Raw genomic sequence first — 26,301 nt, forward strand, 5'->3', positions numbered from 1 at the left:
TATTAAGGAATTCAAATGCAAGCGGCAACTGTAGTTATCAACCGCCGCGCTCTGCGACACAACCTGCAACGTCTGCGTGAACTGGCGCCCGCCAGCAAACTGGTTGCGGTAGTGAAAGCGAACGCCTACGGACACGGTCTTCTCGAGACCGCGCGAACGCTGACCGACGCCGACGCCTTTGGCGTCGCCCGCCTGGAAGAGGCGCTGCGCCTGCGAGCGGGAGGCATCGCCCAGCCGATCCTCCTGCTGGAAGGCTTTTTTGCTGCGGAAGACCTGGCGGTGATCGCCGCCCAGCGCCTGCATACGGCGGTGCATAGCCCCGAACAGCTGGCGGCGCTGGAGCAAGCCGATCTCCCCGAGCCGGTGACCGTGTGGATGAAGCTGGATACCGGCATGCATCGCTTAGGGGTGCGCCCGGAGGAAGCCGAGGCGTTTTATCAGCGTCTGAGCCAGTGTAAAAACGTCCGCCAGCCGGTGAACGTGGTGAGCCACTTCGCGCGCGCCGATGAGCCGACCTGCGGCGCCACCGAACGCCAGCTGGATATCTTCACCACCTTTACCGAAGGCAAACCGGGGCTGCGCTCTATCGCCGCCTCGGGCGGCATTCTGCTGTGGCCGCAATCGCATTACGACTGGGTGCGCCCCGGAATTATCCTGTATGGCGTGTCGCCGCTGGACGATCGCTCCACCGGGAAAGATTTCGGCTGCCAGCCGGTGATGACCCTGACGTCCAGCCTGATTGCGGTGCGCGAGCATAAAGCAGGGGAGCCCGTCGGCTACGGCGGCACCTGGATCAGCGAACGCGATACCCGTCTCGGCGTGGTGGCGATGGGCTATGGCGACGGTTATCCGCGCGCGGCACCGTCGGGCACGCCGGTGCTGGTCAATGGCCGGGAAGTGCCGATTGTCGGCCGGGTGGCGATGGATATGATCTGCGTTGACCTCGGACCGCAGGCCCAGGATAAAGCCGGCGACGCGGTAGTGCTGTGGGGAGAGGGGCTCCCGGTAGAGCGCATCGCCGAGATAACGAAAGTGAGTGCTTACGAACTTATTACGCGACTGACCTCCCGCGTCGCCATGAAATACCTCGACTAAGCCTCTGGCGTACCGGATAGCACAGAGGCTGATCCGGTACGCACCAGGCCTGCGGCGCTCAAAAAAGCGGTTTATACCGCTGCGCGGTCACTTTCCCCTCAACATCCTCTCGACCTGCCGTCATATCCGGTTTATTGTGTAAGAACCTGCCCCATGTAAACCTGGAGATACATCGCGTGTTTCAAAAAGTTGACGCCTACGCCGGCGACCCTATTCTTTCTCTAATGGAACGCTTCAAAGAAGACCCGCGAAGCGACAAAGTCAACCTGAGTATCGGGCTGTACTACAACGATGACGGCATTATCCCGCAGCTGCAGGCGGTGGCGGAAGCGGAAGCACGCCTGAACGCCGAGCCACATGGCGCCTCGCTGTATCTGCCAATGGAAGGGTTGAGCGGCTACCGTCAGGCGATTGCGCCGCTGCTGTTTGGCGCAGAGCATACCGCGCTTAAGCAAAATCGCATTGCCTCTATTCAGACGGTCGGCGGTTCGGGCGCACTGAAGGTCGGGGCCGACTTCCTCAAACGTTACTTTCCTGAGTCTCATGTCTGGGTCAGCGATCCGACCTGGGAAAACCACATCGCCATTTTTGAAGGGGCTGGCTTCGAAGTAAGTACTTACCCCTGGTTTGATAAAGCCACCAACGGCGTGCGCTTTGAGGACCTGCTGGCGACGCTGCAAACGCTGCCGGCCCGCGATATTGTGCTGCTGCACCCTTGCTGCCACAACCCGACCGGCGCCGACCTGACGCCAGCCCAGTGGGACCGCGTGGTTGAGGTATTGAAAGCGCGTCAGCTGATCCCCTTCCTCGACATCGCCTACCAGGGCTTTGGCGGGGGGCTGGAAGAGGATGCCTACGCTATTCGCGCCATCGCCAGCGCCGGGATGCCGATGCTGGTCAGCAACTCGTTCTCCAAAATTTTCTCGCTGTACGGGGAGCGCGTCGGCGGTCTGTCCGTGGTCTGTGAAGACAGCGAAACCGCGGGCCGCGTGCTGGGTCAGCTGAAGGCCACCGTGCGCCGCAACTACTCCAGCCCGCCAAGCTTTGGCGCGCAGGTGGTGGCGACGGTGCTGAACGATGCAGCTCTGAAAGCCACCTGGCAGGCGGAAGTGGACGCCATGCGCGCGCACATCCTGACCATGCGCCAGGCGCTGGTCGACGCGCTGCAGCAGGTTGCCCCGGGTAGCAAAGTGGATTACCTGCTCAAGCAGCGCGGGATGTTCAGCTATACCGGATTTAGCGCGGCGCAGGTGGATCGTCTGCGCGACGAGTTTGGCGTCTACCTGATTGCCAGCGGACGCATGTGCGTGGCGGGGTTAAACTCACGTAATGTTCAGCAGGTAGCGAAAGCTTTTGCCGCGGTAATGTAAGCCGCTCTCCAGCAGGTTGTCTCTGCCGGTCAACGGGCAGGGGCAACCCCCTCGGATGTGATCATCCTCTTTTTCTATGACATCTGCGCGAAAAAGGCTTTTCATCCATGCCGCCGGCGGGTAAGGTCGGGACGTTGATAAGCATGCACATTATTGAAAACAATAATGATTGATAGATTTAGGGATAAATATGCGCAAACTTACTCTCGCCCTTGCGGCGGCTTCTCTCCTGTTCACGCTGAACAGCGCCGTTGTGGCGCGCGCCTCCACGCCGCAGCCGCTGTGGGTTGGCACCAACGTGGCCCAGCTGGCCGAGCAGGCGCCGATCCACTGGGTTTCGGTGGCGCAAATTGAGAACAGCCTGCTGGGGCGGCCGCCGATGGCCGTCGGCTTTGATATCGATGACACCGTCCTCTTCTCCAGTCCGGGTTTCTGGCGCGGGCAAAAAACCTTCTCTCCCGGCAGCGAGGATTACCTGAAAAACCCACAGTTCTGGGAAAAAATGAACAATGGCTGGGATGAATTCAGCATGCCGAAAGAGGTGGCGCGCCAGCTGATTGCGATGCATGTGAAGCGCGGGGACAGCATCTGGTTCGTCACCGGCCGCAGCCAGACCAAAACCGAAACCGTTTCTAAAACCCTGCAGGATGATTTTCTCATCCCGGCCGCCAATATGAATCCGGTGATTTTCGCTGGCGATAAGCCTGGCCAAAACACCAAGACCCAGTGGCTGCAGGCGAAGCAGATAAAGGTTTTCTACGGCGATTCGGATAATGATATCACCGCCGCCCGCGAAGCGGGCGCCCGTGGCATCCGCGTGCTGCGGGCCGCCAACTCCTCCTATAAGCCGTTGCCGATGGCTGGCGCGCTGGGCGAGGAAGTAATCGTCAATTCCGAATACTGATGACCGCCTGAACGCGATAAACGGCAGCGACGGCGCTGCCGTTTTTTTATGCAAAATCAGGGGTGGAAGGTTTTACCTTTTCACGTATTGCTGCACACTTAGAAGGATTCATTCGCAAAAGGAGTCAATGATGTGGTATCAGCAAACCCTGACGCTTGGGCCAAAATCCCGCGGTTTTCATCTGGTCACCGACGAAATCCTTGGCCAGATCCGCGGGCTGTCCGGGGTGAAGGTTGGCCTGCTGCACCTCCTGCTCCAGCATACTTCCGCTTCCCTGACGCTCAACGAAAACTGCGATCCCACCGTCCGCTATGACATGGAGCAGTATTTTCTCAACGCCGTACCGGACAATGCGCCGTATGAACATGACTATGAAGGCCCTGACGATATGCCGTCGCACATCAAATCATCGATGCTTGGCGTGTCGCTAATGCTGCCGGTCGAGGACGGGCGCGTCAGGTTGGGAACCTGGCAGGGCATCTGGCTGGGGGAGCATCGGATACACGGCGGTTCGCGGCGCATCGTTGCGACGCTCATGGGGGAATAAAAGATGACAATTTCGGAGTTATTACAGTACTGCATGGCGAAACCGGGAGCAGAGCAGAGCGTCCACAGCGACTGGAAAGCCACGCAGATTAAGGTCTCAGACGTGCTGTTTGCCATGGTGAAGGAGGTTGAGGACCAGCGGCCGGCGGTCGCGCTGAAGGCGAGTCCGGAGCTGGCTGAGCTGCTGCGTCAGCAGCATCGCGATGTCCGGCCCAGCCAGCATCTCAATAAAGCGCACTGGAGCACCGTCTATCTGGATGGCTCGCTGCCGGATTCGCAAATCTACTATCTGGTCGATGCGTCTTATCAGCAGGCGGTGAAAATGCTGCCGGAGCCGGTCCGGCAGCAGCTTACCCGCTAATTATTTCAGCATGGGCTTGAGGAAGCGCGCGGTGTGCGAGGCTTCGCACTCGGCGACGGTTTCCGGCGTACCGGAGACCAGGATTTCGCCGCCGCCGCTGCCGCCTTCCGGGCCGAGATCGACAATCCAGTCGGCAGTTTTAATCACATCGAGGTTGTGCTCAATCACCACGATGGTATTGCCCTGATCGCGCAGCTGGTGCAGCACTTCCAGCAACTGCTGGATATCGGCGAAGTGCAGACCGGTGGTCGGCTCATCGAGGATATACAGCGTCTGGCCGGTACCGCGCTTGGACAACTCGCGCGCCAGCTTCACGCGCTGCGCCTCGCCGCCGGACAGGGTCGTCGCCGACTGGCCAAGGCGGATATAGGTCAGGCCGACGTCCATCAGGGTTTGCAGCTTACGCGCCAGCGCCGGTACGGCATCAAAGAATTCACGCGCCTCTTCAATGGTCATATCCAGCACTTCGTGGATGGTCTTACCCTTGTACTTAATCTCCAGCGTTTCGCGGTTATAGCGTTTGCCTTTGCACTGGTCGCACGGCACGTAGATATCCGGCAGGAAGTGCATCTCAACCTTAATGACGCCGTCACCCTGGCAGGCTTCGCAGCGCCCACCGCGAACGTTAAAGCTAAAGCGCCCCGGCGTATAGCCGCGTGAGCGAGACTCCGGTACGCCGGCGAACAGCTCGCGCACCGGGGTAAACACCCCGGTATAGGTTGCCGGGTTGGAGCGCGGCGTCCGGCCGATCGGGCTCTGGTCGATATCGATCACTTTATCGAAATGTTCCAGCCCCTGGATATCGCGATACGGCGCTGGTTCAGCGATGGTCGCGCCGTTGAGCTGGCGCTGGGCAATCGGGAACAGGGTATCGTTGATCAGCGTGGATTTACCCGAGCCGGAGACGCCGGTGATGCAGGTAAACAGGCCCACTGGCAGGGTGAGCGTTACATCCTTCAGGTTGTTGCCGCGCGCGCCGGTCAGTTTGAGGACTTTCTCCGGGTTGGCGGGCACGCGCTGCTTCGGCACTTCAATTTTGCGTTTACCGCTCATGAACTGGCCGGTCAGGGATTCCGGGACCGCCATAATGGCCTCCAGCGGCCCTTCCGCTACTACCTGGCCGCCGTGAACGCCAGCGCCGGGACCGATATCGATCACATGGTCGGCGGCGCGAATGGCGTCTTCGTCGTGCTCAACGACGATCACCGTGTTGCCTAAATTACGCAGGTGGATCAGGGTGCCGAGCAGGCGTTCGTTATCGCGCTGGTGCAGGCCGATAGAGGGTTCATCCAGCACGTACATCACGCCAACCAGCCCGGCGCCAATCTGGCTTGCCAGACGGATACGCTGGGCTTCGCCGCCGGAGAGCGTTTCCGCCGAGCGGGAGAGCGTCAGGTAGTTGAGGCCGACGTTGACGAGGAATTTCAGACGATCGCCAATCTCTTTCAGCACTTTTTCGGCGATTTTCGCCCGCTGGCCGGAGAGCTTCAGATTGTTGAAGAAATCCATCGCATGGCCGATGCTCATATCGGAGATGGTCGGCAGCGGGGTGTTTTCCACAAACACGTGGCGCGCCTCGCGACGCAGACGCGTGCCGTCGCAGCTGGCGCACGGACGGTTGCTGATGAACTTCGCCAGCTCTTCGCGCACCGCGCTGGATTCCGTCTCTTTGTAACGGCGCTCCATGTTATGCAGCACGCCTTCGAACGGATGGCGGCGCACCGAGGTATCCCCGCGGTCATTCATGTATTTGAATTCAATACTTTCTTTACCTGAACCGTACAGCACCACTTTCTGCACGTTGGCGCTGAGGGTGCCCCATGGCGCTTCGACGTCGAATTTATAGTGCTCCGCCAGCGACTTCAGCATCTGGAAGTAGTAGAAGTTACGCCGATCCCAGCCGCGGATGGCGCCGCCCGCCAGCGACAGCTCGGGATTTTGCACCACGCGATCGGGATCGAAATATTGCTGCACGCCGAGGCCGTCGCAGGTCGGGCAGGCGCCCGCCGGGTTGTTAAAGGAGAACAGACGCGGCTCCAGCTCGCGCATGCTGTAGCCGCAGATCGGGCAGGCGAAGTTGGCGGAAAACAGCAGTTCTTCCGCTTTCTCATCATCCATATTAGCCACAATGGCGGTCCCGCCGGAGAGCTCCAGCGCGGTTTCGAACGACTCGGCCAGGCGCTGCGCCAGATCGTCGCGCACCTTGAAGCGGTCGATGACTACCTCAATGGTGTGCTTCTTCTGCAGCTCCAGCTTCGGCGGATCCGACAGATCGCAGACCTCGCCGTCGATCCGCGCGCGGATGTAGCCCTGACTGGCGAGGTTTTCCAGGGTTTTAGTGTGCTCGCCTTTGCGCTCTTTAATAATGGGCGCCAGCAGCATCAGGCGCAGGCCTTCCGGCTGGGCGAGGACATTATCGACCATCTGACTGACGGTTTGCGCCGCCAGCGGCACGTCGTGATCCGGACAGCGCGGTTCGCCGACGCGGGCGTACAGCAGACGCAGATAGTCGTGAATTTCGGTAATAGTACCCACCGTCGAGCGGGGGTTGTGAGAGGTTGATTTCTGTTCGATGGAAATCGCCGGCGACAGCCCTTCGATATGGTCGACGTCCGGCTTCTCCATCAGCGACAGGAACTGTCGCGCATAGGCGGAGAGCGATTCGACGTAGCGACGCTGGCCTTCGGCATACAGGGTGTCGAAAGCGAGTGAAGATTTGCCAGACCCGGAAAGCCCGGTGACGACAATGAGTTTGTCGCGCGGGATAACGAGGTTGATGTTTTTGAGATTATGGGTGCGGGCGCCCCGAACTTCGATCTTATCCATTCACCTTTCCCGGTAGGTAGATACACGGATTGCCTGGTTTGCTTGAAGGACAAACGGCAGAAACGGCTAATTATGACACAATTTAACCTGAATGAATATACAGTATCGGAATGCAAATTCGGGTCGAGTGTGCAACAATGCCGTAGCCGGGTACTATCTCTGGAATCAGCCTCGCAGCTATTAAAATGCTACGTGGAAATGGTACACTCGCGCGTTTACACTATTAAGAAACGTATTCAGGAGACACGAACATGGCCAGCAGAGGCGTAAACAAGGTGATTCTCGTCGGTAATCTGGGGCAGGACCCGGAAGTACGCTACATGCCAAGTGGCGGCGCTGTCGCCAACTTCACGCTGGCAACTTCCGAATCCTGGCGTGACAAGCAGACCGGCGAAATGAAAGAGCAGACCGAGTGGCACCGCGTTGTGCTGTTCGGCAAACTGGCGGAAGTCGCTGGTGAGTATCTGCGTAAAGGCTCTCAGGTGTACATTGAAGGCCAGCTGCGTACCCGCAAGTGGACCGATCAATCCGGTCAGGACAAATACACCACCGAAGTGGTGGTGAACGTGGGCGGCACCATGCAGATGCTGGGCGGCCGTCAGGGCGGCGGCGCACCGGCAGGCGGCGGCCAGCAGCAGGGCGGTTGGGGTCAGCCGCAGCAGCCGCAGGGCGGCAACCAGTTCAGCGGCGGCGCGCAGTCCCGTCCGCAGCAGCAGGCCCCGGCAGCGCCTTCCAACGAACCGCCGATGGACTTCGACGACGACATCCCGTTCTAAGGCTTGCCTTAGGCGCACTGTCTGCGCAGTCGAAAACAGAAAGCCCCGGTTTCGCCGGGGCTTTTTCTTTGTTATTCCTGCACCGTCATTTCAGGATGGAATTTGACCTACGGTAACGAGCGATTCAGATGACGGGCACCTGAGCGGTGGCGGCTGTCGCCACGCTGGGCTGCGGTTTGGCTGGCTGCGCCACCGGCTCCTGCCGCGGTACGGCCGTCGCTTTCTGTTTGCGGGCCATGTCATCGACGATCAGCCGATAGGCGATGTAATACTTATAGATATTGCTGACGTAGGTTACCGTCTCGGCGCCAATTTTTTCTGCCGCCATATTTTCGACGTTACCGAACCAGACGTTCGGGTCAAATCCTCGCTGTTTAGTCATGGTGCGCAGGCGGGCGATACGCGCCGGACCCGCGTTATAGGAGGCAAAGGTAAACAGCGCTTTATCGAGCCGGGTCATGGGCTCATCGGCATAGTACCGATCCATCATCCAGCGCATGTATTTCACGCCGGCATGGATATTGGGATCCAGCTGTTTAATATCGCCCACCTTCAGCTCTTTTCCAGTGCTGGGCATCACCTGCATAACGCCGATGGCGCCGACGTGGCTCCGTACCGACTGATTCAGCCGCGACTCCTGGTATCCCTGGGCCGCCATCAGCAGCCAGTCGACGTCGTAACGATCGCCGTACTTGCGGAAGACATCTACCATCGCGAGGAATTTGCGTCGTTCCTTACTCGCCGCGGCATTTTTGACATATTTAGCATTTTTCAGGTAACGCAGCAGGAGAGTATTGCCCAGCGTGGTGCCCTGACGATTCTTTTTGACGAAGTTGTTCAGTACCGTCAGCAGCTGCGGGCTGTCTTTGCGTACCGCCCAGGCAATGTCGCCGCCGTCGCGCAGCACCACATTGTCATGGACCTGAATTTTTGGAAACACCTGTTTCCAGAACAACGCTTTATGCTGATCGACGACGCTCAGCGGAATCAGCCCGGCGTTGAGCATTTCCAGCAGATCTTCATCCTCCAGCGCTTCCGGCGCCGCCTCCAGTATCACCGGTGGGCGCGACTCACCGGCAAATCGGGCGTTCAGCGCTTGCAGGCTGTCGTAATAGCTGGAGGAGCGGCGAACAAAGACGGTTTGACCAGAGAGTTGCTCCAGGCTGTCGACCTTCGGTGAAGCCGGGCCGGAGATCAGTAATTCTTTCACGTTGCTGTAGAGCGGCTGGGCGAAATCGACCTGTGCTTCCCGCGAGGGCGTGATAGTCAGATTGGCAGCCGCAATATCGCCTTTACCTTCATTAAGCGCGATAAAGAGATTGTCCCGACTGACCGGCACAAAAACGATATGCAGCTTCAGGTGGCGCTGTTTGAGCTTTTTATCCTTCGCTAGCTGTTTATTCAGCTCGTTTTCCAGCGCGATAAAAATGTCGTGCGTCGCCCCGCGCTGGGTGCCTTTATCAATAAAAAAGAAGGTCTTGCTGTAGGTGGTTAATACCCGAATGGTACGACGGTCGATCATGCCAGGCAAATCGCCTCTCCATGGCCGTAGCATATCGTCGATATGAATCGATAGCGTGTTGTCTTCGGCTGCTGCCGGCGGCGCTTTTTCCGCCTCTACTGCCGGCAGCAGAGGAGCGAATAACAGTGTCGCGAGGCAGGTGAGCCAGGCGATAAACAGACGTGATAGCGAGTAGGCGTTCATGGAGGAATACTCCGCAGGGGATGTGATTATTTTAGCAGAACGGCCGCCGTTAGCCGGGCACGACAAGGGCGTAAAAACATAACAATGCCGACAAATAGTTTTCTCCCATTTTATCGCTTACTATTAATGTGTTTTTATCTTTAATTTAACTATGGAGATAATATGGCGAAAATGTGTGTTTTTAATGATAAATAGAAAATAATGATGATGTTTTTATTTTATTTCTCCCCATCTGTTTTGTTGTAACCTTTTGATTGTTGGTGTTTATTTTATTTTTCTCCGATATTGATTATTATCATCTTGATAATGAATCTCATTTTTATTACCGTAACACGGCACATTACTCTAATGACACGCTGTCTGGATTACGCTATCAAAGAATAGCGCGCAGCGCTTTTTCTCTAATGATGAAACAGGGCACTTAATTTTATTATGCCTCATGCTTTTTTTATTCCCATTAATGCCGGGAAGGCGCTGACCTGCGCCAAAATCTGGCGACGCGCTGAGGCAAGTATTTTATCCCATTGTTTTTTCAATTGGGGAAGGCGTTATGCCCGACAGCAACAGAAAACAGGGCATATTCTATGAAATACACGTCTCACTTCCCGCTGGGGATCGTCATTCCTCTGCTCGCCTGTAGCGTGCCGCTGCAGGCGGCAGAGAACATGACCGAACAATCGACGCCTGACGAGAGCGCCGCCACTGCCGAAAATCACGAGGAGACGATGGTCATAACCGCCGCCAGGCAGAACCTGCAGGCGCCGGGCGTGTCGACCATCACCGCAGAAGAGATCCGCAAACATCCCCCCGCCCGCGATGTGTCGGAGTTAATTCGTACGCAGCCCGGGGTAAACCTGACCGGCAACTCCACCAGCGGGCAGCGCGGCAACAACCGGCAAATTGATATCCGTGGCATGGGGCCCGAGAATACGCTGGTGCTGGTCGATGGTAAACCGGTGACCAGCCGTAACTCGGTGCGGTATGGCTGGCGCGGCGATCGTGACTCCCGCGGCGATACCAGTTGGGTGCCAGCGGAGATGATCGATCATATCGATGTGATCCGCGGCCCGGCGGCGGCGCGCTATGGTAATGGCGCGATGGGCGGGGTCGTCAACATCGTGACCAAACCGACCACGCGAGAATGGCACGGGTCGTGGAATACCTATATGAATGCTCCGCAGCACCGTAAAGAAGGGGCGACGAAACGTACTAACTTTAGCCTCAATGGTCCGCTGTCGGACAGTGTCAGCTTCAATCTCTGGGGTAATCTGAGTAAAACCCAGGCCGATGCACAGGATATTAACGCCGGGCATGAAGCGGAACGTACCGGTTCCTACGCCGGTTCTTATCCCGCCGGACGTGAAGGGGTGGTGAACAAAGATATTCACAGTAAGCTGCGCTGGGAGTTTGCCCCGATGCAGGCCCTGGAGTTTGAGGCCGGTTACAGCCGCCAGGGTAATCTCTATGCCGGCGACACACAAAACACCAATACCAGTACGCTGGTGAAGAGTATGTACGGGAAAGAGACCAACCGTCTCTACCGGCAAACTTACGGCGTAACATGGACCGGCGGCTGGGATAATGGCGTGACCAGCAACAGCTATGCCCAGTACGAACACACCCGTAACTCGCGAATGGATGAAGGGCTGGCGGGCGGTACGGAAGGGATCTTCTCCAGTAGCGAGTTTTCAGATATCGATCTGGCCGATGTCCTGCTACATAGTGAAGTGAATATTCCGTTTACGCTGGGGGTCGATCAGAATCTGACGCTGGGGACAGAATGGAATCAGCAGCGGATGAAAGATGGCGTATCGACAACCCAGGCGCTCTCTTACGGCACTATCGATGGCGTATCGGCTACCGGTCGTAGCCCGTACTCCAGCGCCGAGATCTTCTCGCTGTTTACCGAAGATAATATGGCGCTAACGGACAGCACCATGCTGACACCCGCTCTGCGCTTCGATCATCACAGCATCGTCGGCAATAACTGGAGCCCCTCACTGAACCTGTCTCAGGAGCTGACGGACGACTGGACGCTGAAGCTGGGCATTGCCCGTGCTTACAAGGCGCCTAACCTCTACCAGTTGAACCCGAACTATATTCTCTACAGCAACGGTCAAGGCTGTTACGCCAGTAGTTCCGCCTGCTATCTGATGGGGAATAGCGATCTGAAAGCGGAGACCAGCGTTAATAAAGAGATTGGTCTTGAGTACAAGCATGATGGCTATCAGGCGGGGATCACCTGGTTCCGTAACGACTATCACAATAAGATTGAGTCAGGGTATGCGGCGGTGGGTACCGCCAGCAACGGCACCACCAATATCTATCAGTGGGAAAACGTACCAAAGGCGTTAGTGGAAGGCCTGGAAGGAACGCTGAATCTGCCGGTGGGGGAGGCGGTTAACTGGAGCAATAACCTGACCTGGATGCTGCAGAGCAAGAATAAGACGACCGGCGACCGGCTGTCAGTGATCCCGCAGTTTACCCTGAACTCGACCCTAAGCTGGCAGGTTCGTGAAGATCTCTCCCTGCAGAGCACCTTTACCTGGTATGGCCGACAGAAACCAAAACGCTTCAATTATAAGGGCGAGGCGGTCAGCGGCAGCGAACTAAACGAAGTCAGCCCATACAGCATTGTCGGCCTCAGTGCGACCTGGGATGTGAACAAAAATCTGAGCTTCACCAGCGGGATAGATAACCTGTTTGATATCCGCCACTACCGGGCAGGGAATGCGCAAACGACCGGCAACGCGACGACGGGAGCTTATCTGTATGGCGCGGGTGCCGAGACCTATAACGAGTCGGGGCGGACCTTCTTTATGAGCGTTAATACTCATTTCTGATGATCCTGATGAGGAGTAAACCGGGTGCAACGCGACCCGGTTTTTTTATTTCAGATGACAGCGGAGGAGGCGGTTATAAATCGTGACAAAATCTTCACGCCCTCTACATTATTAGCTCAACATATCCTTTTATACTGATTTCCGTCGCGCAAGGTCGTTGATCCCGACCGGGTTCGATAATAGCATCCTGCTATTTCCCTTCTGTAATATCCCCTGTCCCCCTTCCATTCCCAACCGCAGCGATGCGGAGGAGGGGGACCTCCTTATTTTTGCCGCGTGATCTGATAGCGATACTGAGTGGGCGTGAGCGCATGATATTTTTTGAAGGTACGATTAAACGCACTGAGATCGTCATAACCGACCATCATACAAATATCGACGATTCGGTAACCAGGCGTCGTCAGCAATAAACGGCGACACAGCGACATGCGCTGCTGGCGGATATATTCCATTGGCGAACGATCAAAATAATGACGGAAGAGCCGAAACAAATGCCAGGGGGAATAACCAGAGATATCGCTCAGATCGTCGACGGTCAGTTTCTTATCCAGATTATTATCGATCCACAAGAGCAGGTCGCTTAATACCGATTGCTGGAGCGTTTATGCTACGCATAATTGCGGCCAATCCCATAACGCAGGGCTCCTCAGTGAGGAGCCCTGGGGTTTATTGAACAGTGAGTGTGCCGTGGCGAACCTGATAATTTTTTTGATTATCAGGGCCAATATAGTCGCTGGCGGGTTTTGCCAGCTGCAGATGACCAAAGGCGGTAGTTTGCTCTGCATGATAATTTTCGCCGTCATTCACGTCGCCGCGCCCGTTATAACGGGCAATAGCCGGGAAGGGATACACCGGACGAGTCGCGATAACAGCTGGAGCAGCGTCAGCGTAAGGCTGACTGACTTTCTGCACGCCGTGAAACTGCGTTTGCGCATCTGGTTTTTCTGTCATCGGCGGCAGGTCGGCAGCGGCTGTTGCCCGTTTGCCGGCCATGATCTCCTGCGGCGCGATGCCTTCCTCGGTCCAGCGCATCAGCGGGGTAAGGAGATCAATTTGATCGTAACCTTCGCCATTACCGCAATGGGCTACCCCAGGCAGCAGGAATAACCGCAGGAAGGTATCCGTTGCGGCATGGCCCATCTCTGCTTCTACGCCGCGATAATAGGCGATAGAAAAGGCCGGACTGACGGAGTCATCGGCCAGACCGTGCCAGAGGATAAGCTTGCCGCCGCGCTGTTGATAGGCATGAAGATTGGTATTTGCCGCGTTATAGAGCGGCGCCAGTTGGGCGACGGCGTCAAAATTCTGCTGGTTAAGCGGGAAATCCCGCATCGATTGGATCTTCTGTTTTTCTCCTGGCAGGAGCACGGATTGCAGAGCCGGTAGTACCATCATTTCCGACATTGAGTGGCCGGTCGGCGTCTCGGGCACCGGCCAGCGTAGCTCGGAACCCAGCGGCAGACCGCCCGCGACGAACTGGGCGCCGTGGCTGTCGTAAGCCCCGCGGTAGAGCTTTTTCACCAACTCGATCTCTTCCTGCGTCAGGCAGGTAGAACGATCCCGAGCATCGGCAGGACAGCGGGGGAGCCATGACTCAGAGAACTGACAGGCATACGGATTTTGCAGGATACCATCCTGCACGCCGGAAAGCGTCGGGCAGTGAGCCAGCACGGCCTGGTGAATCAGAGGAAGGCGATTTTTCAGCAGGATAGCGGTACCGTCCGGGCGCTGATTGGCGGCCACATTCCAGCCGTGGAAGAAGGAGTTCTGAAACTGGAAAAAGGCCGCTGGCGCGCCAGCGCTGATACCGTCAAAATCCTGCGGAAAGCGCTGCGCTTCCATCAATGCTTCGCGACCGCCGTCTGAGCAGCCCATAAAGTAGGCATACTTTGGCGGCTGGCGGTAAAGCGTCTGCATCACCGCTTTGGCCAGCACGGCGGTCAGGTGGTTGGCGCGCCAGGCAAAATCGATGCGCTTTTGCGGATCTTCGGCCCATGACGCATCCATCATACTGCCATGGTGCCCCATATCGGTTGCTGCCACCACAAACTCGCCGTTCATTGCCGGCAGGCAGCCGCTGGCATTCGACAGACTCAGGTTAATACTCCCGCACAGTCCGCCACAGCCGACCTGCAAAAAACGTTGACTCCAGCGTTGAGTCGGCAGGGCAATCTGCACGCCAATCTCAGGGGCGATAGTGGCGCTCACCTTGCACCAGCTTCCCTGCGCGGAGGTCTGCATTTCAGTGTGATTGATAGTGACTTTTGCGCCAACGGCTGCGCTGAAGTCGGTAGTGCTTAGCGCATCGCATGTCAGCGCGGGAAGAACGATCGGCAGACTGGCGATAGCCTGCGTGGGTGAAGCGAACGATAACCCGAAGAGGGTGCAGAGGATGATGGGCAAGATTGTCTTAAGTAAGCGTGTCATACGCAGTTCCCTGTGGCTGATGATGGGAGGCGGCAGGATGGCGAAACCTATGCCTCACCTTCCCTGGCGAGGCGCCACTGCTTGGCTATTGTAGATAACGATAGACTTTCCTTGATGCCTTGATAAGGCGACCCTACTGTATTCTGCTATTTTGAGGAAAATATGGAGATGTTTGCCAACGGCGTCTGGCGGTGAATTCGGGGTAGAATGTTGTGATATCAGTTGCATAATTTATTCAATTTCTCTTCATTAAATCTGCTGGGTTGCAGGTTATTTTTCTCCCTGTTCCTGGTGATCCCAGAGAGCATCATTCCTAACGAGATCCTTCCCCCTTTCCATTAATAAGAAAGGGGGCTTTTTATTAATAAAACGTTCAGGTAAATCTAAATATAGTACTGGTGTTGGCCATTAGAACCATGCGCTTCAGAAAAAGTTCCATCATTAAATATCTTTTTAAAGATGCTTTAACATCCATTTTTTCTCCATTTTGTCGCCATAATTGCATGTAATTCTGCGCCTCGCTCAGGTTATTTTCTGTCGCATATTTTAGAGATGCATCCTGAATAAATAAGCTCAACGCCAGCAGAACACTGCTATTGCTCATTATCTCGTAGACGACACATTCATGTTAAAAAAGACTCATATCATCAGCGGATTATTGATCGCCCCTTTAACGTTATATGCCGCAACATCATATCAAGTTGATGATATCCGTTTTGAAGGGCTACAGCGCGTGACCGTCGGGGCGGCGCTATTAAGTATGCCATTGCACGCGGGAGATGCGGTGACGCCAGAAGATGTCAGCGAGGCAGTGCGCGCGCTGTATGCGAGCGGCAATTTCGAAAATGTGCAGATCCTGCGCGATGGGAAAACGCTGGTGGTGCAGGTTAAGGAACGGCCCACTATTGCCAGCGTCAGTTTTTCCGGGAATAAGGCAGTGAAGGATGATGCGCTAAAGGAAAATCTCACCGCGTCCGGTATTTCTGCAGGTAGTGCACTGGATCGAAATTCGCTTAGCGAAATAGAAAAGGGGTTGCAGGATTTCTATTACAGCGCGGGGAAATACAGTGCGCAGGTTCACGCGGTGGTGACCCCGTTACCGCGTAATCGCGTTGACTTAACGTTCGTTTTTCAGGAAGGCATCTCGGCGAAAATCGCACAAATAAATATTATCGGTAATCAGGCGTTTCGGGAAGAGACGCTCCTGGACCAGCTTCAGCTACGTGATAATGTGCCGTGGTGGAACGTGGTAGCCGATAAAAAATACCAGAAGCAGAAGCTGGAAGCCGATCTGGAAACGCTGCGCAGTTTTTATCTCGATCGCGGCTATGCGCGCTTTGCTATCGAGTCCACGCAGGTCAGTATGACGCCAGATAAAAAATCCCTGTATATCACTATCGCCCTCAATGAAGGCGAACGTTATCGGGTCGACCGAACTCAGGTGACAGGCGATCTGGCTCAGCATGGGCCGGAGATCGAGGCGCTTGCCCAGCCGCTGGCGGGGGCATGGTATAGCGGGGCGCAAGTCACCACGGTTGAAAATGAGATCAAAAAGCATTTTGGTAAGTATGGTTATGCCTGGCCGCAGGTGACGACCACACCGGAAATCGATGATGCGCATCACCGCGTGGTGCTGCATATTCAGGTCAACGCGGGCCGCCGCTACTCGGTACGCCAGATCCGCTTTTCCGGTAACGACACCTCCCGGGACGCGGTGCTGCGTCGTGAAATGCGCCAAATGGAAGGGGCGTGGCTCAACAACGAAAAAGTCGATCAAGGGAAGGTACGTCTTGATCGAACGGGTTTTTTTGAGAACGTTGAACAGCAGATCGTTCCGGTCAATGGAACGGCGGATCAGGTCGATGTGGTCTACAAGGTGAAGGAGCGCAACACCGGTTCATTCAACGTGGGCCTGGGATTTGGTACGGACAGCGGCGTGAGCTATCAGCTTGGCGTGACGCAGGATAACTGGCTGGGTACGGGTAATAGCGTGAGCTTCAACGGGACGCGCAACAGCTACCAGTCTTATCTTGAACTGGGGGCGACGAACCCGTGGTTTACCGTAGATGGCATCAGCCTGGGCGGAAAGATTTTTTATAACAGCTATGATGCTTCTGATGCGGATGCCGGGAGCTATAACCAGCAGAGCTATGGTTTAGGTAGTACGCTAGGGTTTCCCATTAGCGAAAATAACTCCCTGAACCTGGGACTGGATTATGTCCATAATCGCCTGACCAATATGGATCCGGAGCTGACGACCTGGCGCTACCTCAGCTCTCGGGGAATCGAGCCCAGCGTGGTGACGAAAGATGGCGACAGCGGCGCAAAATATAGCGCCAACGATTATTTTGTGAGTCTTGGATGGGGCTACAACGATCTCGATCGCGGCTTCTTCCCGCGTGCGGGAAACAAGAGCAGCCTGAGCGGTAAAGTGACGCTCCCCGGTTCGGATAATAGCTACTACAAACTCTCTTTTGACACCGCCCAGTATCTGCCGCTGAGCGAGAACAAGCGCTGGGTCTGGATGGAACGCCTGCGCGCAGGCTATGCCGGCGGGTTAGACGGCAAAAGTGTGCCGTTCTACGATAACTTTTACGCTGGCGGTTCGTCGTCAGTGCGCGGATTTTCTTCTAACACCATTGGGCCTAAAGCGGCCTATTACCGCTGTAACGGTAGCGAAAGCAGCTATAGCGCCTGCCCGCTGGACGCCTCGTCTGATGCGGTCGGCGGGAATGCCATGGGGGTGCTGAACAGCGAATTTATCATTCCAACCCCCTTTGTGAATGATAAGTACGCCGATAGTCTGCGAACCTCGCTGTTTGTTGACGCGGGGACGGTCTGGAGTACATCCTGGCACAACACCGCGCAGACGCTGGCGGCAGGGATCCCTGACTACGGCGATCCGAGTCATATTCGTCTCTCCGCGGGGATTGCCGTGCAGTGGATGTCTCCCCTCGGTCCACTGGTCTTCTCCTGGGCAGAGCCGTTTAAAAAGTACGATGGTGATAAAGCAGAACAGTTTCAGTTTAATATCGGCAAAACCTGGTAGGGCTCCAACGGGGCCTGATAGACCGGCGTGGCTATATTCTGTGGACTGTCCTCCGATATAGCGATTGAGCAGAATATACTCAACCGCTATGTCGATATTATCGCTAAGGAATACGATCTGGCGGGACACCCGCGACATTTACCCGAGCGCGGTCTGAGGGCCTCGCGGACCTGGTGGCGTACGACGAGGTAACCGCGCAATAAATAGCTGCCTGCTACTATCCTCTCTTCTTGCCAAACCGCGGGTAATACTCAGCGCTGCATCATCTAATACCAATGACTGAGGCCTCATCCAGAGGGACTAAGACGTATTGTAAATTAAGTTTATATTATCTTATTTTTTATTATATTTTCTTTTTTAAGGGTAATTTGGCTGTTTTTCATCAGGCCTAACCATAAATTTAGAGAGGGAAATGAAACGTTACTAATAATGGAGTATGTCGTTAGGAATTGCCTTAAATCACATAATTGTCAGGGGTGCTTGCGATTTATAACAATGAATGCTATCACTATATATTGCAATAATTTGTAGCATCTTTATAAGGAAGGAATATGAAATGGACTATTCTTAATACCCTGATCTGCCCGCAATCTGGTATCGCCTTCTCGGCTATATCCAGTCTGCGTTTCTTGAAATTTATCATGTGGTACGAGGCTGATGTAATCCTGTTGCCCGGTGAGTCGATAAGACTCTATTCCTCGAGAGTTTTAATTAATGACCAGTATCATTCATTAAAAATCTATAATATTACGGTGTACGACGAGGCGCAGTGGGAAAAATTACGTGAGCGACCATCGTGCCCTTACCATGCCGGTGGCGAGCGGTCTGACTCCTGTTTTTACCAGTCCTTTTGCACGATTAAGCGTTGCCCGAATAATATTCCCCGCAGTGAACCCTGGCGTTAGCCAGTCCACGCCGCCGGTCAGACACCGGCGGCGTGACGTCATTTCGCCAGCAGGGCGGCCAGTCGAGGCTGGACGCTTGCGCAGCCGGCCAGCACGAGGTTGCCTCGCCGCAGGCCCGCATTGGCGAGAAACGCATTGCACGTTCCGCCCGCCTCCTCAATCAATAGCATGCCTGCCAGCGCATCCCAGCTGTTCATATGCGCTTCATAATAGGCGTGGAGCTGACCGGCGGCGACATGCGCCAGCATCAGGGCGCCCGCGCCAAAACGGCGATACTCCAGACCGGCGTCGAGCAGCGTGTCGATGGCCCGGGCGTAGTCGCTGGCCGGGGCCCGGCTGGAGCGCCCCATGCCGATCACCACCGCATCGGGCTCCGGCTCGCGTAGCGTCAGGCGCCGACCGTTGAGATACGCGCCTTCGCCGCGGGCGGCGAAGAAAAATTCATCGCGATCGGGGGCGTAAATGATGCCGAGCGACAGCTCGCCCTGGCACACTCGCGCCAGTGAGATGCACCAGTAATCCATGCCGAGGATAAAGTTGGTGGTGCCATCGACAGGATCCAGCACCCAGACGGTCTGGTCGTCGCCTTCAAAACCGCTCTCCTCGCCGAGGAAACCCTCCTCGGGAAAGTGGGCCTGCAGCCAGCCTTTAATCTCTTGTTCTACCCCGAGATCCGCCTGCGACACAAAGTCCTGGCGCGCTTTTTTATCGACCTGTAATCCCGCATCGCGCAGCGCCTGGGCGTGGGCGCCTGCCTGGCGAATCAAGGCGCATAATGACTCTCGTTGTGCTTCCGTCATAGTCCTGCTCTCAGATAACAAAGGGCGACGTGCGCCGGTGAATTAAGGTTACCTCCACCCAGGTGGTGCGTGAAGGTTGCGAAGGGTCGGCGGCGCGCTCCAGAAGCCGGGCGAGCGCCTGGCGGGCGATCGCCGCCACATCCTGATGTAGCGTGGTGAGCTGATAGCTATATTGCGCGGTCGTCGGCGTGTTATCAAAACCAATCAGCTGAAAATCCGCCGGAGCCTCTCTGCCGCGCTGGCGCATTCCATCGAGAAAGCCACAGGCAAGCTGGGCGTTGGCGCAGAAGATCCCCTCCAGCGCCTCGTCGGCGAGCGCCGCAGCCTGTAACCCGCCCGCGTAACCTTCTTGCTGACAGGCGAGGATCGCCAGGTGGCGTTCGACGTCCACTCCGCGCGTTTGCAGCGCCCGGCCGAACGCTTCCCCGCGCATGCGGCCGGCCCAGGTGGAAGGATGGTGGTTGAGCCAGCCAAAGCGCTGACAGCCGCTGCGCAGCAGCTGGTCGGCGGCCAGTTCGGCGCCGGCGGCGTTGTCAGAACAAACGTAATCCACACCGGGGATCGTCGGCTGACGATTAATGCCCACGACCGGAATATGCTGCTGGACGCACTCGTTCACCAGCGCCTCCGGCGGCTGGCCGGAGGTGACGATAACGCCGGAGACGCGAAACTGAGCGAAACGGCGCAAGGTCTGCGCCAGATCCTGCTCGCTGTGGATCTCGCTCACCAGCGCCTGAAAGCCCTGGCGCTGGATCTCGTTAAGCAGCGCATCAAGCAGGGTACTGCGAAAAGGATCGCTGATGCGCGAGACGATCACGCCGATTAAGTGGCTGCGCTGACGGTTCAGCCCCTGGGCGAGGAAGTTAACCTGATACCCCAGCTCTTCGGCGGCGCGCAGTACCCGCGCCCGGGCGTCGGGAGAGATGCTGCCGTTGTTGCTCAACGCCCGGGACACCACTGCCCGGGAGACGCCCGCTCGCCGGGCAACATCCTGGGCGGTGACGCTGGGTTTGCGTGGGTTCATAGGAGGTACGTCTCGTCAGTGGGCGTGGGACGCGGCAGCGTTAAGGTGAGTCCATCCCGGGAAACGAATAAGCCCGGCCACGGCTGACAGGCCTGCTTTAGCGCCGACAGGGAAGCATCCTCGCAGTGATAGAGCCCCAGCGCCGGGAGCTGCAGCGTTCTGAACAGCATCAGGCAGGAGGGGAAATCGCCATGCGAGGCGTCATCGTCCAGGGCTGCTACCGAGGCGCACTCCTGAAACGCCAGCCCGGCGCCGGCCATCAGGGCTATCGAGTCGGCGGTCGGTCGGCCATCGCCGCTGTAAAACAGCGTCTGCCCGGCAATGGTGATGCGGATGGCGCGATTACTCAGCTCATGCTGGGTGGGGGCAGTGCGGATCTGCCAGTCCTGCCACGTCCAGGCTTCGCGGCATTCCTGCCAGTCGATGGTGAAACCAAGGTCCGCCTGCGGCCAGTTCGCCAGCGCGGCCAGCTGCATGAGCACCGGCTGCTGCGCCGGCTGGCAGTAGATAATGACTGGCTTCTGACGGGAATAACTTTTCCAGTGGTTCAGTAGCGCCGTCAGGCCGGTGCAGTGGTCCGGGTGAACGTGGGTGAAGTAGATCGCGTCGATATCGTTGACCTCGCCGCCGCGCTGCCAGAGCGCGCGGGGAACGGTGGGGCCGCAGTCGATTAACCACTGTTTGTTGTCCGCATCGATCACCCGCAGCGCGGAGGTATTTTGCGTGCAGGAAAAGGCGCTCCCGCAGCCAAGCACATCTATTTTCATTTACCCTCGCCAAAATTTTTTGCCGCTTAATTAAATTGTCATAAATACCCGACAAAGTAGGCTCACATCATGTCGATTCAACGTTGCATTTTTTTTACAGCCAAATGAACACGTGTTCACCTTGCTAAAAAAAATGCCGCAGCAGCGCTTTCAGGTAGCGAATATGAGTTATTTACAGATCTCCGGCCTTAAAATTAGTTATGGCGATAAGGTGGTTTTACATAATATCGATCTGGCGGTAGAGCAGGGAGAGATGATTGCTCTACTGGGCCCGTCGGGATGCGGAAAAACCACGCTGCTGAACGCCCTCTGCGGCTTTATTCCGGTGCAAAGCGGCGAGGTGGCTATTGCCAGCCGAACGATCACTCATCTTGCGCCGGAGCAGCGCAATATCACCATGGTATTTCAAAGCTACGCCCTGTGGCCGCACCTAACGGTAGCGCGCAATATCGGCTATGGCCTGAAGCTGCGCAAATGGCGGGGGGCGGATATCGCGCGGCGGGTGGCGGAGCTGCTGCGAATAGTCAATCTCGAAGGGCTTGGCGAGGTGAAAGTGACCGAACTGTCGGGCGGCCAGCGGCAGCGGGTGGCGCTGGCGAGAGCCCTGGCCATAGAGCCCCAGGTGCTGGTGTTGGATGAGCCGTTATCTAATCTGGATGCCAAAGTGCGCCTGAATGTGCGCCATGAAATTAAATCTCTGCAAAAGAGACTGGGGTTCACGTCATTAATTGTCACCCACGATCAGCAGGAAGCCTTAGTGATGGCGGACCGCATTGCGGTATTAAATCAGGGGCGTATTGAACAAACCGGCACGCCGGAAGAAATATATCAACGCCCCGCGACGCCCTTCGTCGCTGATTTTATGGGGGCCGATAATAAAATAATTTCCGGTGAATTATCCGCTGCCGCAATATCCGGTTTATCTGCCGCTCAGCAGGGTGACAACGTTATTTATTTTCGCAGCGCCGATGCCGCGCTCGCTGAATTAACGCAGCCTGCGCCGCAGGAGGGGCTGGCTCTGGAAGGCGTGGTGGAGCAAAGCGCGTTTCTGGGCAATCTGTATCGTCACAGCGTGCGCTGCCATGACCGCCTGCTGCTGGCGGATGCCGCGCAGTGCTGGCCGACAAAAAGCCGCGTTCGGCTCCATGTGCCAACGCCGGCCCTGCATATTTTTCCTTTAGCACTATCACAGTGATATCAGCGTGTTCATTCTGGGGACAATCCATGTTGACTAAGACGAAAGCAGCGATCGTAACGACCCTCTTCCTGAGCCTTGGCGCACAGGCCGACACCATTCTCAACGTCGCCACCGCGGGCGATCAGAATATGGTGGATTATGTAAAAACCTGGCTGGGGCCAAAATTTGAAGCCGCTCATCCCGGCGTCAAGGTGCGGGTGATCGGTACCGGCCCCGGCGACGCCGGGTCGAATAAAATTAGCGAGAAGCTAACGGCCCAGCAGGAGAGCGGCGCGCAGCAGTGGGATATCGACGTCGCGGTAGTGCACCAGAAGGCGGGCGGTGAGCAGGTGGCAAAGGGATTGCTGCAAAAATACCGTCAGGATATTCAGACCGGCGGCATGGTGAGTTCGCCGAGCGCCACCCAGGCGCTGGGCGTTAACGTTGACGGATACGTGATGCCGATGTTCTTAAGCCAGACCGCTATCGCCTGGAACAGCGATCTGGTCACTACCCCGCCGGCGTCGTATGACGAGCTGGTGGCCTGGACGCAGAAACACCCGCAGGCTTTTGGCTATAACGGCATCAAGAACGGCATGTCCGGCGTCAGCTTTGTGGTGGGCTGGATCTACGCCTACGGGACCGACGCCCAGCGTCTCTCCGCCGGGCCCTATGATAAAAGCGTCGAAAAAGGCTGGCAGCAGGCCTATGAGAAGCTAAAGGCGTTCAATAAAAACGTAACTTTCACCCCGGGCAACGCCGGGACGCTCGATATGCTGAGCCGGGGGGAAATCGCCATGGGCCCGGTGTGGGTCGATATGTTCTATAGCTGGAAAGATCAGGGCAAGCTGCCGCCGTCGATCAAGCTTGCTTTACTGGCGCCGGGCATGCCGGGCCAGCCGATGTATTACGTCATCCCGGCGAAGGCGGCGAATCCGCAGCTGGCGCGCGACTTTATCGCGCTGGCCACCAGCCCGGAAGTGCAGGCGCAGGGGATCGTCAAGCAGTTCAACTGGTATCCGGGCATCGACGCCGGGCAGGTGAAGCCGAAGCTGGATGCGGCGACCTGGCAAAAGCTGTTTGCCGAAATCTCGCCGGAAGCGCTGGCGAAGTATGGCAAAAGCTTCCCGATCGCCCCCTACTTTGACGATATCAAAGAGGGTTACGAAAGCCAGGTGGCTAATTAAACCTTTTTCCAGCCCGGGCCGCCGTCCCGGGCGCTTGCTTGTGCTGACGCCAGGTTTATTATGTCCAGTTCATTAAAATATCTGCTGCTGGTTGCCCCGGCGGCGCTGATGATCGCGATCCTGTTTTTGTATCCGCTGGGGTTTTCGCTGGTCTCGGCGTTTACCGCGCCGGGACAGCCGTTCACCCTCGATCACTTCCGCAAGGTCTATGCGCTCTACGCCAGCGATGTGCTCTTTTCGCTGCTTATCGTGCTGATCTCAGTGGCGCTGTTAGCGCTGCTCGCCATTACCCTGTCGGCAGTGATTGCGCTGTCACCCTGCCGACCCGTTGTGCGTTTGCTGGGTTTTTTGTATCGCCTGCCGCTGTTTATTCCTTTTATCGTTGTTGCCCAGATGATGCGCACTTTTCTCGCCAAAAATGGCCTGATGAACAATGCGCTGGTGGCGGCCGACCTGGTCACGCCGCTGGAGACGCTCTCCTGGCTGGGATGGAAAGGGATAGTGATCACCTTTGTCTGGAAGCAACTGGCCTTTGCCACGCTGCTGATCTGCGGGGCGATGGCGGCGCTGGAGTCGTCGCAGATCCTTGCTGCACGTAATCTTGGCGCCTCCCGGCCGCGGATCCTGTTCGATATCATGCTGCCGCAGGTCCTGCCGACTATCGGCGTGGCGCTGGTGCTGTCGACGGTGACCATGATGTCGGTGCTGTCGGTACCGTTGATGATCGGCGTGGGGACCCCGACGATGCTAACCGTGGATATGGCATTTCGCGTCAATTCCTATGGTGATTACGCGGTAGCGAATGCGCTTGGCGTGGTGTCGCTGGCGATCTGCGGCGCGCTGTCGTGGTTTTACCTGCGCCACAGCCTGCAGCAAAAAGGCGGTGAATCATGAAAGCGCTGGCCCTCGTATCAACCTCGGCATGGTGGGTGAAAGGGCGCCGTAAAGTGCGCGCCAGTCCGGTGCTACAGACCCTGCTGCTGCTGTTTATGCTGCTGGCGATGTTTGGTCCGCTGCTGAACCTGTTGATCTGGACCGTAGCGGAAAGCTGGTATTTTCCCCATTCGCTGCCCAGCCGGTGGGGGCTGAAGTACTGGTATCAGGTTTTCAATCCATACAGCGATGTCTCCAGCTCGCTGTTAACCAGCGTGCTGATCGCTCTGTTATCGGTGGGGGTCTGTTTGCTGATTTCCGTACCCGCCGGCTATGCGCTTTCCCGGCGGAAAATGCCATTACGGATGCTGTTCATGCTGCTATTTCTTATCCCGCAGGCCTTTCCTAACCTGACGGTATACATGAATGTTGCCCGATTGTTTTATCAGTGGGGATTGAACGGCAGTATCGCAGGGGTGGTGCTGGTGCATAGCGTCCACGGTCTGATGTACTCGGTGTGGATCTGTGTGGCCGCGTTTTCAGCCATCGACCCGCTGCTGGCGCGGGCATCGCGTAACCTTGGCGCCGGGCCGGTGTATACCTTCTGGCACATTGTGCTGCCGCAGGCGGCGCCGGGGATCGTTGCCGCCAGCATCTTTGTTTTTCTGGAGTCGCTGGATGAGTTTACCGGCACTTTCTTCGTCGGGGCGCCGGATATCACCACGCTGCCGCTGCTGCTCTATAACGCCAGCATGTCGGGTAACTATCAGGTCTCGTCGATTACCGCGCTGATTTTGCTGGCCCCATCGCTGCTCTTTATGGTGGTGATCCATAAATTTATGCGTCCGGAGATGATGGCCAAATTAGGGAAATAAGGGCTGCAGAAAACGAAAAAGCTTCCCGTCGGGAAGCTTTTTAACCTCAGGTCATCATCATTGGCCATTCTGGCGGTGTCTGACTCATGACTTCAATCATCACATCTTTGATATTGCCCCAGATTTTGGCCATATCAAGCAGGGTGATACCGAGCAAACCGGTGGCGAACCAGCAGGCGGCGGCCAGGCCGAGGCAGCTGCAGATCACCGCCAGACCGGCGTAATCGCTTTTGCGAAGCTGAATATTCAGTGAGCTGGCGAGAAACATCAGCACCGCGCTCACCAGGGGCCAGCGCAATAATACGACACTGGTAGTAATGGAAGCCATTAACCTATCCTCAAAGAAAGTCGGGAGCCATGGACGACCTGGCGCGACTGACGATGGCATAGCGCTCTGGTCTCAACTGGCGTACTAGAGAGTGATGAAACGCCATTTCTGTTTCATCAACTTGTGTGAACTATATCACACTTGGCGCTTTATTCACCAGTCAAAAAATGAGCTTTTGCTGCGTTTAATAACTATGAAGTTTGTGTGGATATTGGTGGGCAACCCCGGGAAGCATATTTTCATTCACTGCCTAATGATTATTATTCTGCGGGTTTTATTACCTGTTCTTGTTTATTACACGGAGAAACCGAGTCAGATGCGCGTCTATTCTTAATCTTGCCGGAATATCTTCCGAATACCTGATAAATAAGTATTATTCATCACCATCAGAGGTAAAACTGACGCTCGTGAGGGCTGTCGGATGTCAGCTGATGTCTATCGCAATCGCGATTGCTAACGTGTT

21 protein-coding genes and 1 pseudogene are annotated in these 26,301 nt (G+C 56.4%); 13 read left to right on the top strand and 9 right to left on the bottom strand.

What is annotated here, in order from left to right; all coding sequences use genetic code 11:
- Positions 1–15 precede the first annotated feature (15 nt).
- The 5 genes from alr (at position 16) to RRF55_RS15800 (ending at position 4,276) form a co-directional block, all read left to right on the top strand.
- Positions 16–1,095, top strand: a complete 1,080-nt coding sequence (gene alr / locus RRF55_RS15780; protein WP_002884943.1) for an alanine racemase — start codon at positions 16–18, stop codon at positions 1,093–1,095.
- A 176-nt stretch (positions 1,096–1,271) separates the two neighbouring features.
- On the top strand, positions 1,272–2,465 hold the full coding sequence (gene tyrB, locus RRF55_RS15785; RefSeq protein WP_002884946.1) for an aromatic amino acid transaminase: 1,194 nt from the start codon (positions 1,272–1,274) through the stop codon (positions 2,463–2,465).
- 190 nt (positions 2,466–2,655) lie between these two features.
- Positions 2,656–3,369, top strand: a complete 714-nt coding sequence (aphA, locus tag RRF55_RS15790; protein ID WP_004151745.1) for an acid phosphatase AphA — start codon at positions 2,656–2,658, stop codon at positions 3,367–3,369.
- 130 nt (positions 3,370–3,499) lie between these two features.
- Positions 3,500–3,916 carry a secondary thiamine-phosphate synthase enzyme YjbQ gene (locus RRF55_RS15795; RefSeq protein ID WP_002884951.1) on the top strand — a complete coding sequence of 139 codons (417 nt, stop codon included), beginning with the start codon at positions 3,500–3,502 and terminating at the stop codon, positions 3,914–3,916.
- A gap of 3 nt (positions 3,917–3,919) precedes the next feature.
- Positions 3,920–4,276, top strand: coding sequence for an MmcQ/YjbR family DNA-binding protein (locus RRF55_RS15800; RefSeq protein WP_002884953.1), 357 nt, complete (start codon positions 3,920–3,922; stop codon positions 4,274–4,276).
- Here the strand turns inward: RRF55_RS15800 and uvrA are convergent, their stop codons facing one another.
- Positions 4,277–7,102 (bottom strand): excinuclease ABC subunit UvrA, encoded by a 2,826-nt coding sequence (gene uvrA, locus RRF55_RS15805; RefSeq protein WP_004146620.1) that lies wholly within the window; start codon positions 7,100–7,102, stop codon positions 4,277–4,279.
- A gap of 251 nt (positions 7,103–7,353) precedes the next feature.
- Between uvrA and ssb1 the strand changes: the two genes are divergently transcribed.
- Positions 7,354–7,878 (top strand): single-stranded DNA-binding protein SSB1, encoded by a 525-nt coding sequence (gene ssb1 / locus RRF55_RS15810; protein ID WP_004151744.1) that lies wholly within the window; start codon positions 7,354–7,356, stop codon positions 7,876–7,878.
- 124 nt (positions 7,879–8,002) lie between these two features.
- Here ssb1 and RRF55_RS15815 read toward each other — a convergent pair whose 3' ends face one another.
- Positions 8,003–9,583, bottom strand: a complete 1,581-nt coding sequence (locus RRF55_RS15815; protein ID WP_064153648.1) for a lytic transglycosylase F — start codon at positions 9,581–9,583, stop codon at positions 8,003–8,005.
- 584 nt (positions 9,584–10,167) lie between these two features.
- Here RRF55_RS15815 and RRF55_RS15820 point away from each other — a divergent pair.
- Positions 10,168–12,426, top strand: coding sequence for a TonB-dependent siderophore receptor (locus RRF55_RS15820; protein ID WP_004177845.1), 2,259 nt, complete (start codon positions 10,168–10,170; stop codon positions 12,424–12,426).
- A 263-nt stretch (positions 12,427–12,689) separates the two neighbouring features.
- Here RRF55_RS15820 and RRF55_RS15825 read toward each other — a convergent pair.
- The 3 genes and pseudogenes from RRF55_RS15825 to RRF55_RS15835 all read right to left on the bottom strand — a co-directional run bounded on the left by RRF55_RS15825 (position 12,690) and on the right by RRF55_RS15835 (position 15,457).
- A pseudogene (locus tag RRF55_RS15825) lies at positions 12,690–13,059 on the bottom strand (helix-turn-helix transcriptional regulator).
- Positions 13,060–13,092: 33 nt separating this feature from the next.
- Positions 13,093–14,853, bottom strand: a complete 1,761-nt coding sequence (locus RRF55_RS15830) for a tannase/feruloyl esterase family alpha/beta hydrolase (RefSeq protein WP_064153649.1) — start codon at positions 14,851–14,853, stop codon at positions 13,093–13,095.
- Between the two features lie 373 nt (positions 14,854–15,226).
- Positions 15,227–15,457: a hypothetical protein gene (locus tag RRF55_RS15835; protein ID WP_064153650.1), complete on the bottom strand. Its 231-nt coding sequence runs from the start codon at positions 15,455–15,457 to the stop codon at positions 15,227–15,229.
- A 21-nt stretch (positions 15,458–15,478) separates the two neighbouring features.
- Between RRF55_RS15835 and bamA the strand changes: the two genes are divergently transcribed.
- Both bamA and iraM read left to right on the top strand, forming a co-directional pair.
- Positions 15,479–17,902: an outer membrane protein assembly factor BamA gene (bamA, locus tag RRF55_RS15840; protein WP_064153651.1), complete on the top strand. Its 2,424-nt coding sequence runs from the start codon at positions 15,479–15,481 to the stop codon at positions 17,900–17,902.
- 551 nt (positions 17,903–18,453) lie between these two features.
- Positions 18,454–18,807: an anti-adapter protein IraM gene (iraM, locus tag RRF55_RS15845; RefSeq protein WP_002885039.1), complete on the top strand. Its 354-nt coding sequence runs from the start codon at positions 18,454–18,456 to the stop codon at positions 18,805–18,807.
- A gap of 38 nt (positions 18,808–18,845) precedes the next feature.
- On the opposite strand, the gene RRF55_RS15850 is transcribed toward iraM, so the two are convergent.
- Genes RRF55_RS15850 through RRF55_RS15860 form a run of 3 tightly spaced genes read right to left on the bottom strand, consistent with a single transcriptional unit; the run spans position 18,846 to position 21,398 of the window.
- Complete coding sequence (locus tag RRF55_RS15850; RefSeq protein WP_048332285.1) at positions 18,846–19,607, bottom strand: inositol monophosphatase family protein; 762 nt, start codon at positions 19,605–19,607, stop codon at positions 18,846–18,848.
- Positions 19,608–19,617: 10 nt separating this feature from the next.
- Positions 19,618–20,631 carry a LacI family DNA-binding transcriptional regulator gene (locus RRF55_RS15855; RefSeq protein ID WP_002885046.1) on the bottom strand — a complete coding sequence of 338 codons (1,014 nt, stop codon included), beginning with the start codon at positions 20,629–20,631 and terminating at the stop codon, positions 19,618–19,620.
- Positions 20,628–21,398: an MBL fold metallo-hydrolase gene (locus RRF55_RS15860; protein WP_004178284.1), complete on the bottom strand. Its 771-nt coding sequence runs from the start codon at positions 21,396–21,398 to the stop codon at positions 20,628–20,630. Before RRF55_RS15860 ends, RRF55_RS15855 begins: the two co-directional genes overlap by 4 nt.
- Positions 21,399–21,561: 163 nt before the next feature.
- Between RRF55_RS15860 and RRF55_RS15865 the strand changes: the two genes are divergently transcribed.
- From RRF55_RS15865 to RRF55_RS15880, 4 genes are read left to right on the top strand one after another with little or no spacing between them, the layout of a single operon-like run.
- Positions 21,562–22,593 carry an ABC transporter ATP-binding protein gene (locus tag RRF55_RS15865; protein WP_032415926.1) on the top strand — a complete coding sequence of 344 codons (1,032 nt, stop codon included), beginning with the start codon at positions 21,562–21,564 and terminating at the stop codon, positions 22,591–22,593.
- Positions 22,594–22,622: 29 nt separating this feature from the next.
- Entirely contained in the window at positions 22,623–23,762 is a 1,140-nt protein-coding gene (locus RRF55_RS15870) for an ABC transporter substrate-binding protein (protein ID WP_004177835.1), read from the top strand.
- Positions 23,763–23,822: 60 nt separating this feature from the next.
- Positions 23,823–24,656, top strand: coding sequence for an ABC transporter permease (locus tag RRF55_RS15875; RefSeq protein WP_004177833.1), 834 nt, complete (start codon positions 23,823–23,825; stop codon positions 24,654–24,656).
- A complete protein-coding gene (locus RRF55_RS15880; protein ID WP_004872930.1) occupies positions 24,653–25,510 on the top strand; it encodes an ABC transporter permease in 858 nt (285 codons plus the stop codon). The genes RRF55_RS15875 and RRF55_RS15880 overlap by 4 nt, the downstream gene beginning before the upstream one ends.
- Positions 25,511–25,556: 46 nt before the next feature.
- Here the strand turns inward: RRF55_RS15880 and RRF55_RS15885 are convergent, their stop codons facing one another.
- Positions 25,557–25,838 (bottom strand): YjcB family protein, encoded by a 282-nt coding sequence (locus tag RRF55_RS15885; protein ID WP_004177826.1) that lies wholly within the window; start codon positions 25,836–25,838, stop codon positions 25,557–25,559.
- Positions 25,839–26,301 lie beyond the last annotated feature (463 nt).

This window comes from Klebsiella sp. K47, from assembly GCF_051858335.1.
Lineage (GTDB): Bacteria > Pseudomonadota > Gammaproteobacteria > Enterobacterales > Enterobacteriaceae > Klebsiella > Klebsiella pneumoniae.

What these genes read in the sequence shown, in the direction of transcription:
- alr (WP_002884943.1), top strand. Translation starts at nt 16, where the DNA reads ATGCAAGCGGCAACTGTAGTTATCAACCGCCGCGCTCTGCGACACAAC.
- aphA (WP_004151745.1), top strand. Translation starts at nt 2,656, where the DNA reads ATGCGCAAACTTACTCTCGCCCTTGCGGCGGCTTCTCTCCTGTTCACG.
- RRF55_RS15795 (WP_002884951.1), top strand. Translation starts at nt 3,500, where the DNA reads ATGTGGTATCAGCAAACCCTGACGCTTGGGCCAAAATCCCGCGGTTTT.
- RRF55_RS15800 (WP_002884953.1), top strand. Translation starts at nt 3,920, where the DNA reads ATGACAATTTCGGAGTTATTACAGTACTGCATGGCGAAACCGGGAGCA.
- uvrA (WP_004146620.1), bottom strand. Translation starts at nt 7,102, where the DNA reads ATGGATAAGATCGAAGTTCGGGGCGCCCGCACCCATAATCTCAAAAAC.
- ssb1 (WP_004151744.1), top strand. Translation starts at nt 7,354, where the DNA reads ATGGCCAGCAGAGGCGTAAACAAGGTGATTCTCGTCGGTAATCTGGGG.
- RRF55_RS15815 (WP_064153648.1), bottom strand. Translation starts at nt 9,583, where the DNA reads ATGAACGCCTACTCGCTATCACGTCTGTTTATCGCCTGGCTCACCTGC.
- RRF55_RS15820 (WP_004177845.1), top strand. Translation starts at nt 10,168, where the DNA reads ATGAAATACACGTCTCACTTCCCGCTGGGGATCGTCATTCCTCTGCTC.
- RRF55_RS15830 (WP_064153649.1), bottom strand. Translation starts at nt 14,853, where the DNA reads ATGACACGCTTACTTAAGACAATCTTGCCCATCATCCTCTGCACCCTC.
- RRF55_RS15835 (WP_064153650.1), bottom strand. Translation starts at nt 15,457, where the DNA reads ATGAGCAATAGCAGTGTTCTGCTGGCGTTGAGCTTATTTATTCAGGAT.
- bamA (WP_064153651.1), top strand. Translation starts at nt 15,479, where the DNA reads ATGTTAAAAAAGACTCATATCATCAGCGGATTATTGATCGCCCCTTTA.
- iraM (WP_002885039.1), top strand. Translation starts at nt 18,454, where the DNA reads ATGAAATGGACTATTCTTAATACCCTGATCTGCCCGCAATCTGGTATC.
- RRF55_RS15850 (WP_048332285.1), bottom strand. Translation starts at nt 19,607, where the DNA reads ATGACGGAAGCACAACGAGAGTCATTATGCGCCTTGATTCGCCAGGCA.
- RRF55_RS15855 (WP_002885046.1), bottom strand. Translation starts at nt 20,631, where the DNA reads ATGAACCCACGCAAACCCAGCGTCACCGCCCAGGATGTTGCCCGGCGA.
- RRF55_RS15860 (WP_004178284.1), bottom strand. Translation starts at nt 21,398, where the DNA reads ATGAAAATAGATGTGCTTGGCTGCGGGAGCGCCTTTTCCTGCACGCAA.
- RRF55_RS15865 (WP_032415926.1), top strand. Translation starts at nt 21,562, where the DNA reads ATGAGTTATTTACAGATCTCCGGCCTTAAAATTAGTTATGGCGATAAG.
- RRF55_RS15870 (WP_004177835.1), top strand. Translation starts at nt 22,623, where the DNA reads ATGTTGACTAAGACGAAAGCAGCGATCGTAACGACCCTCTTCCTGAGC.
- RRF55_RS15875 (WP_004177833.1), top strand. Translation starts at nt 23,823, where the DNA reads ATGTCCAGTTCATTAAAATATCTGCTGCTGGTTGCCCCGGCGGCGCTG.
- RRF55_RS15880 (WP_004872930.1), top strand. Translation starts at nt 24,653, where the DNA reads ATGAAAGCGCTGGCCCTCGTATCAACCTCGGCATGGTGGGTGAAAGGG.
- RRF55_RS15885 (WP_004177826.1), bottom strand. Translation starts at nt 25,838, where the DNA reads ATGGCTTCCATTACTACCAGTGTCGTATTATTGCGCTGGCCCCTGGTG.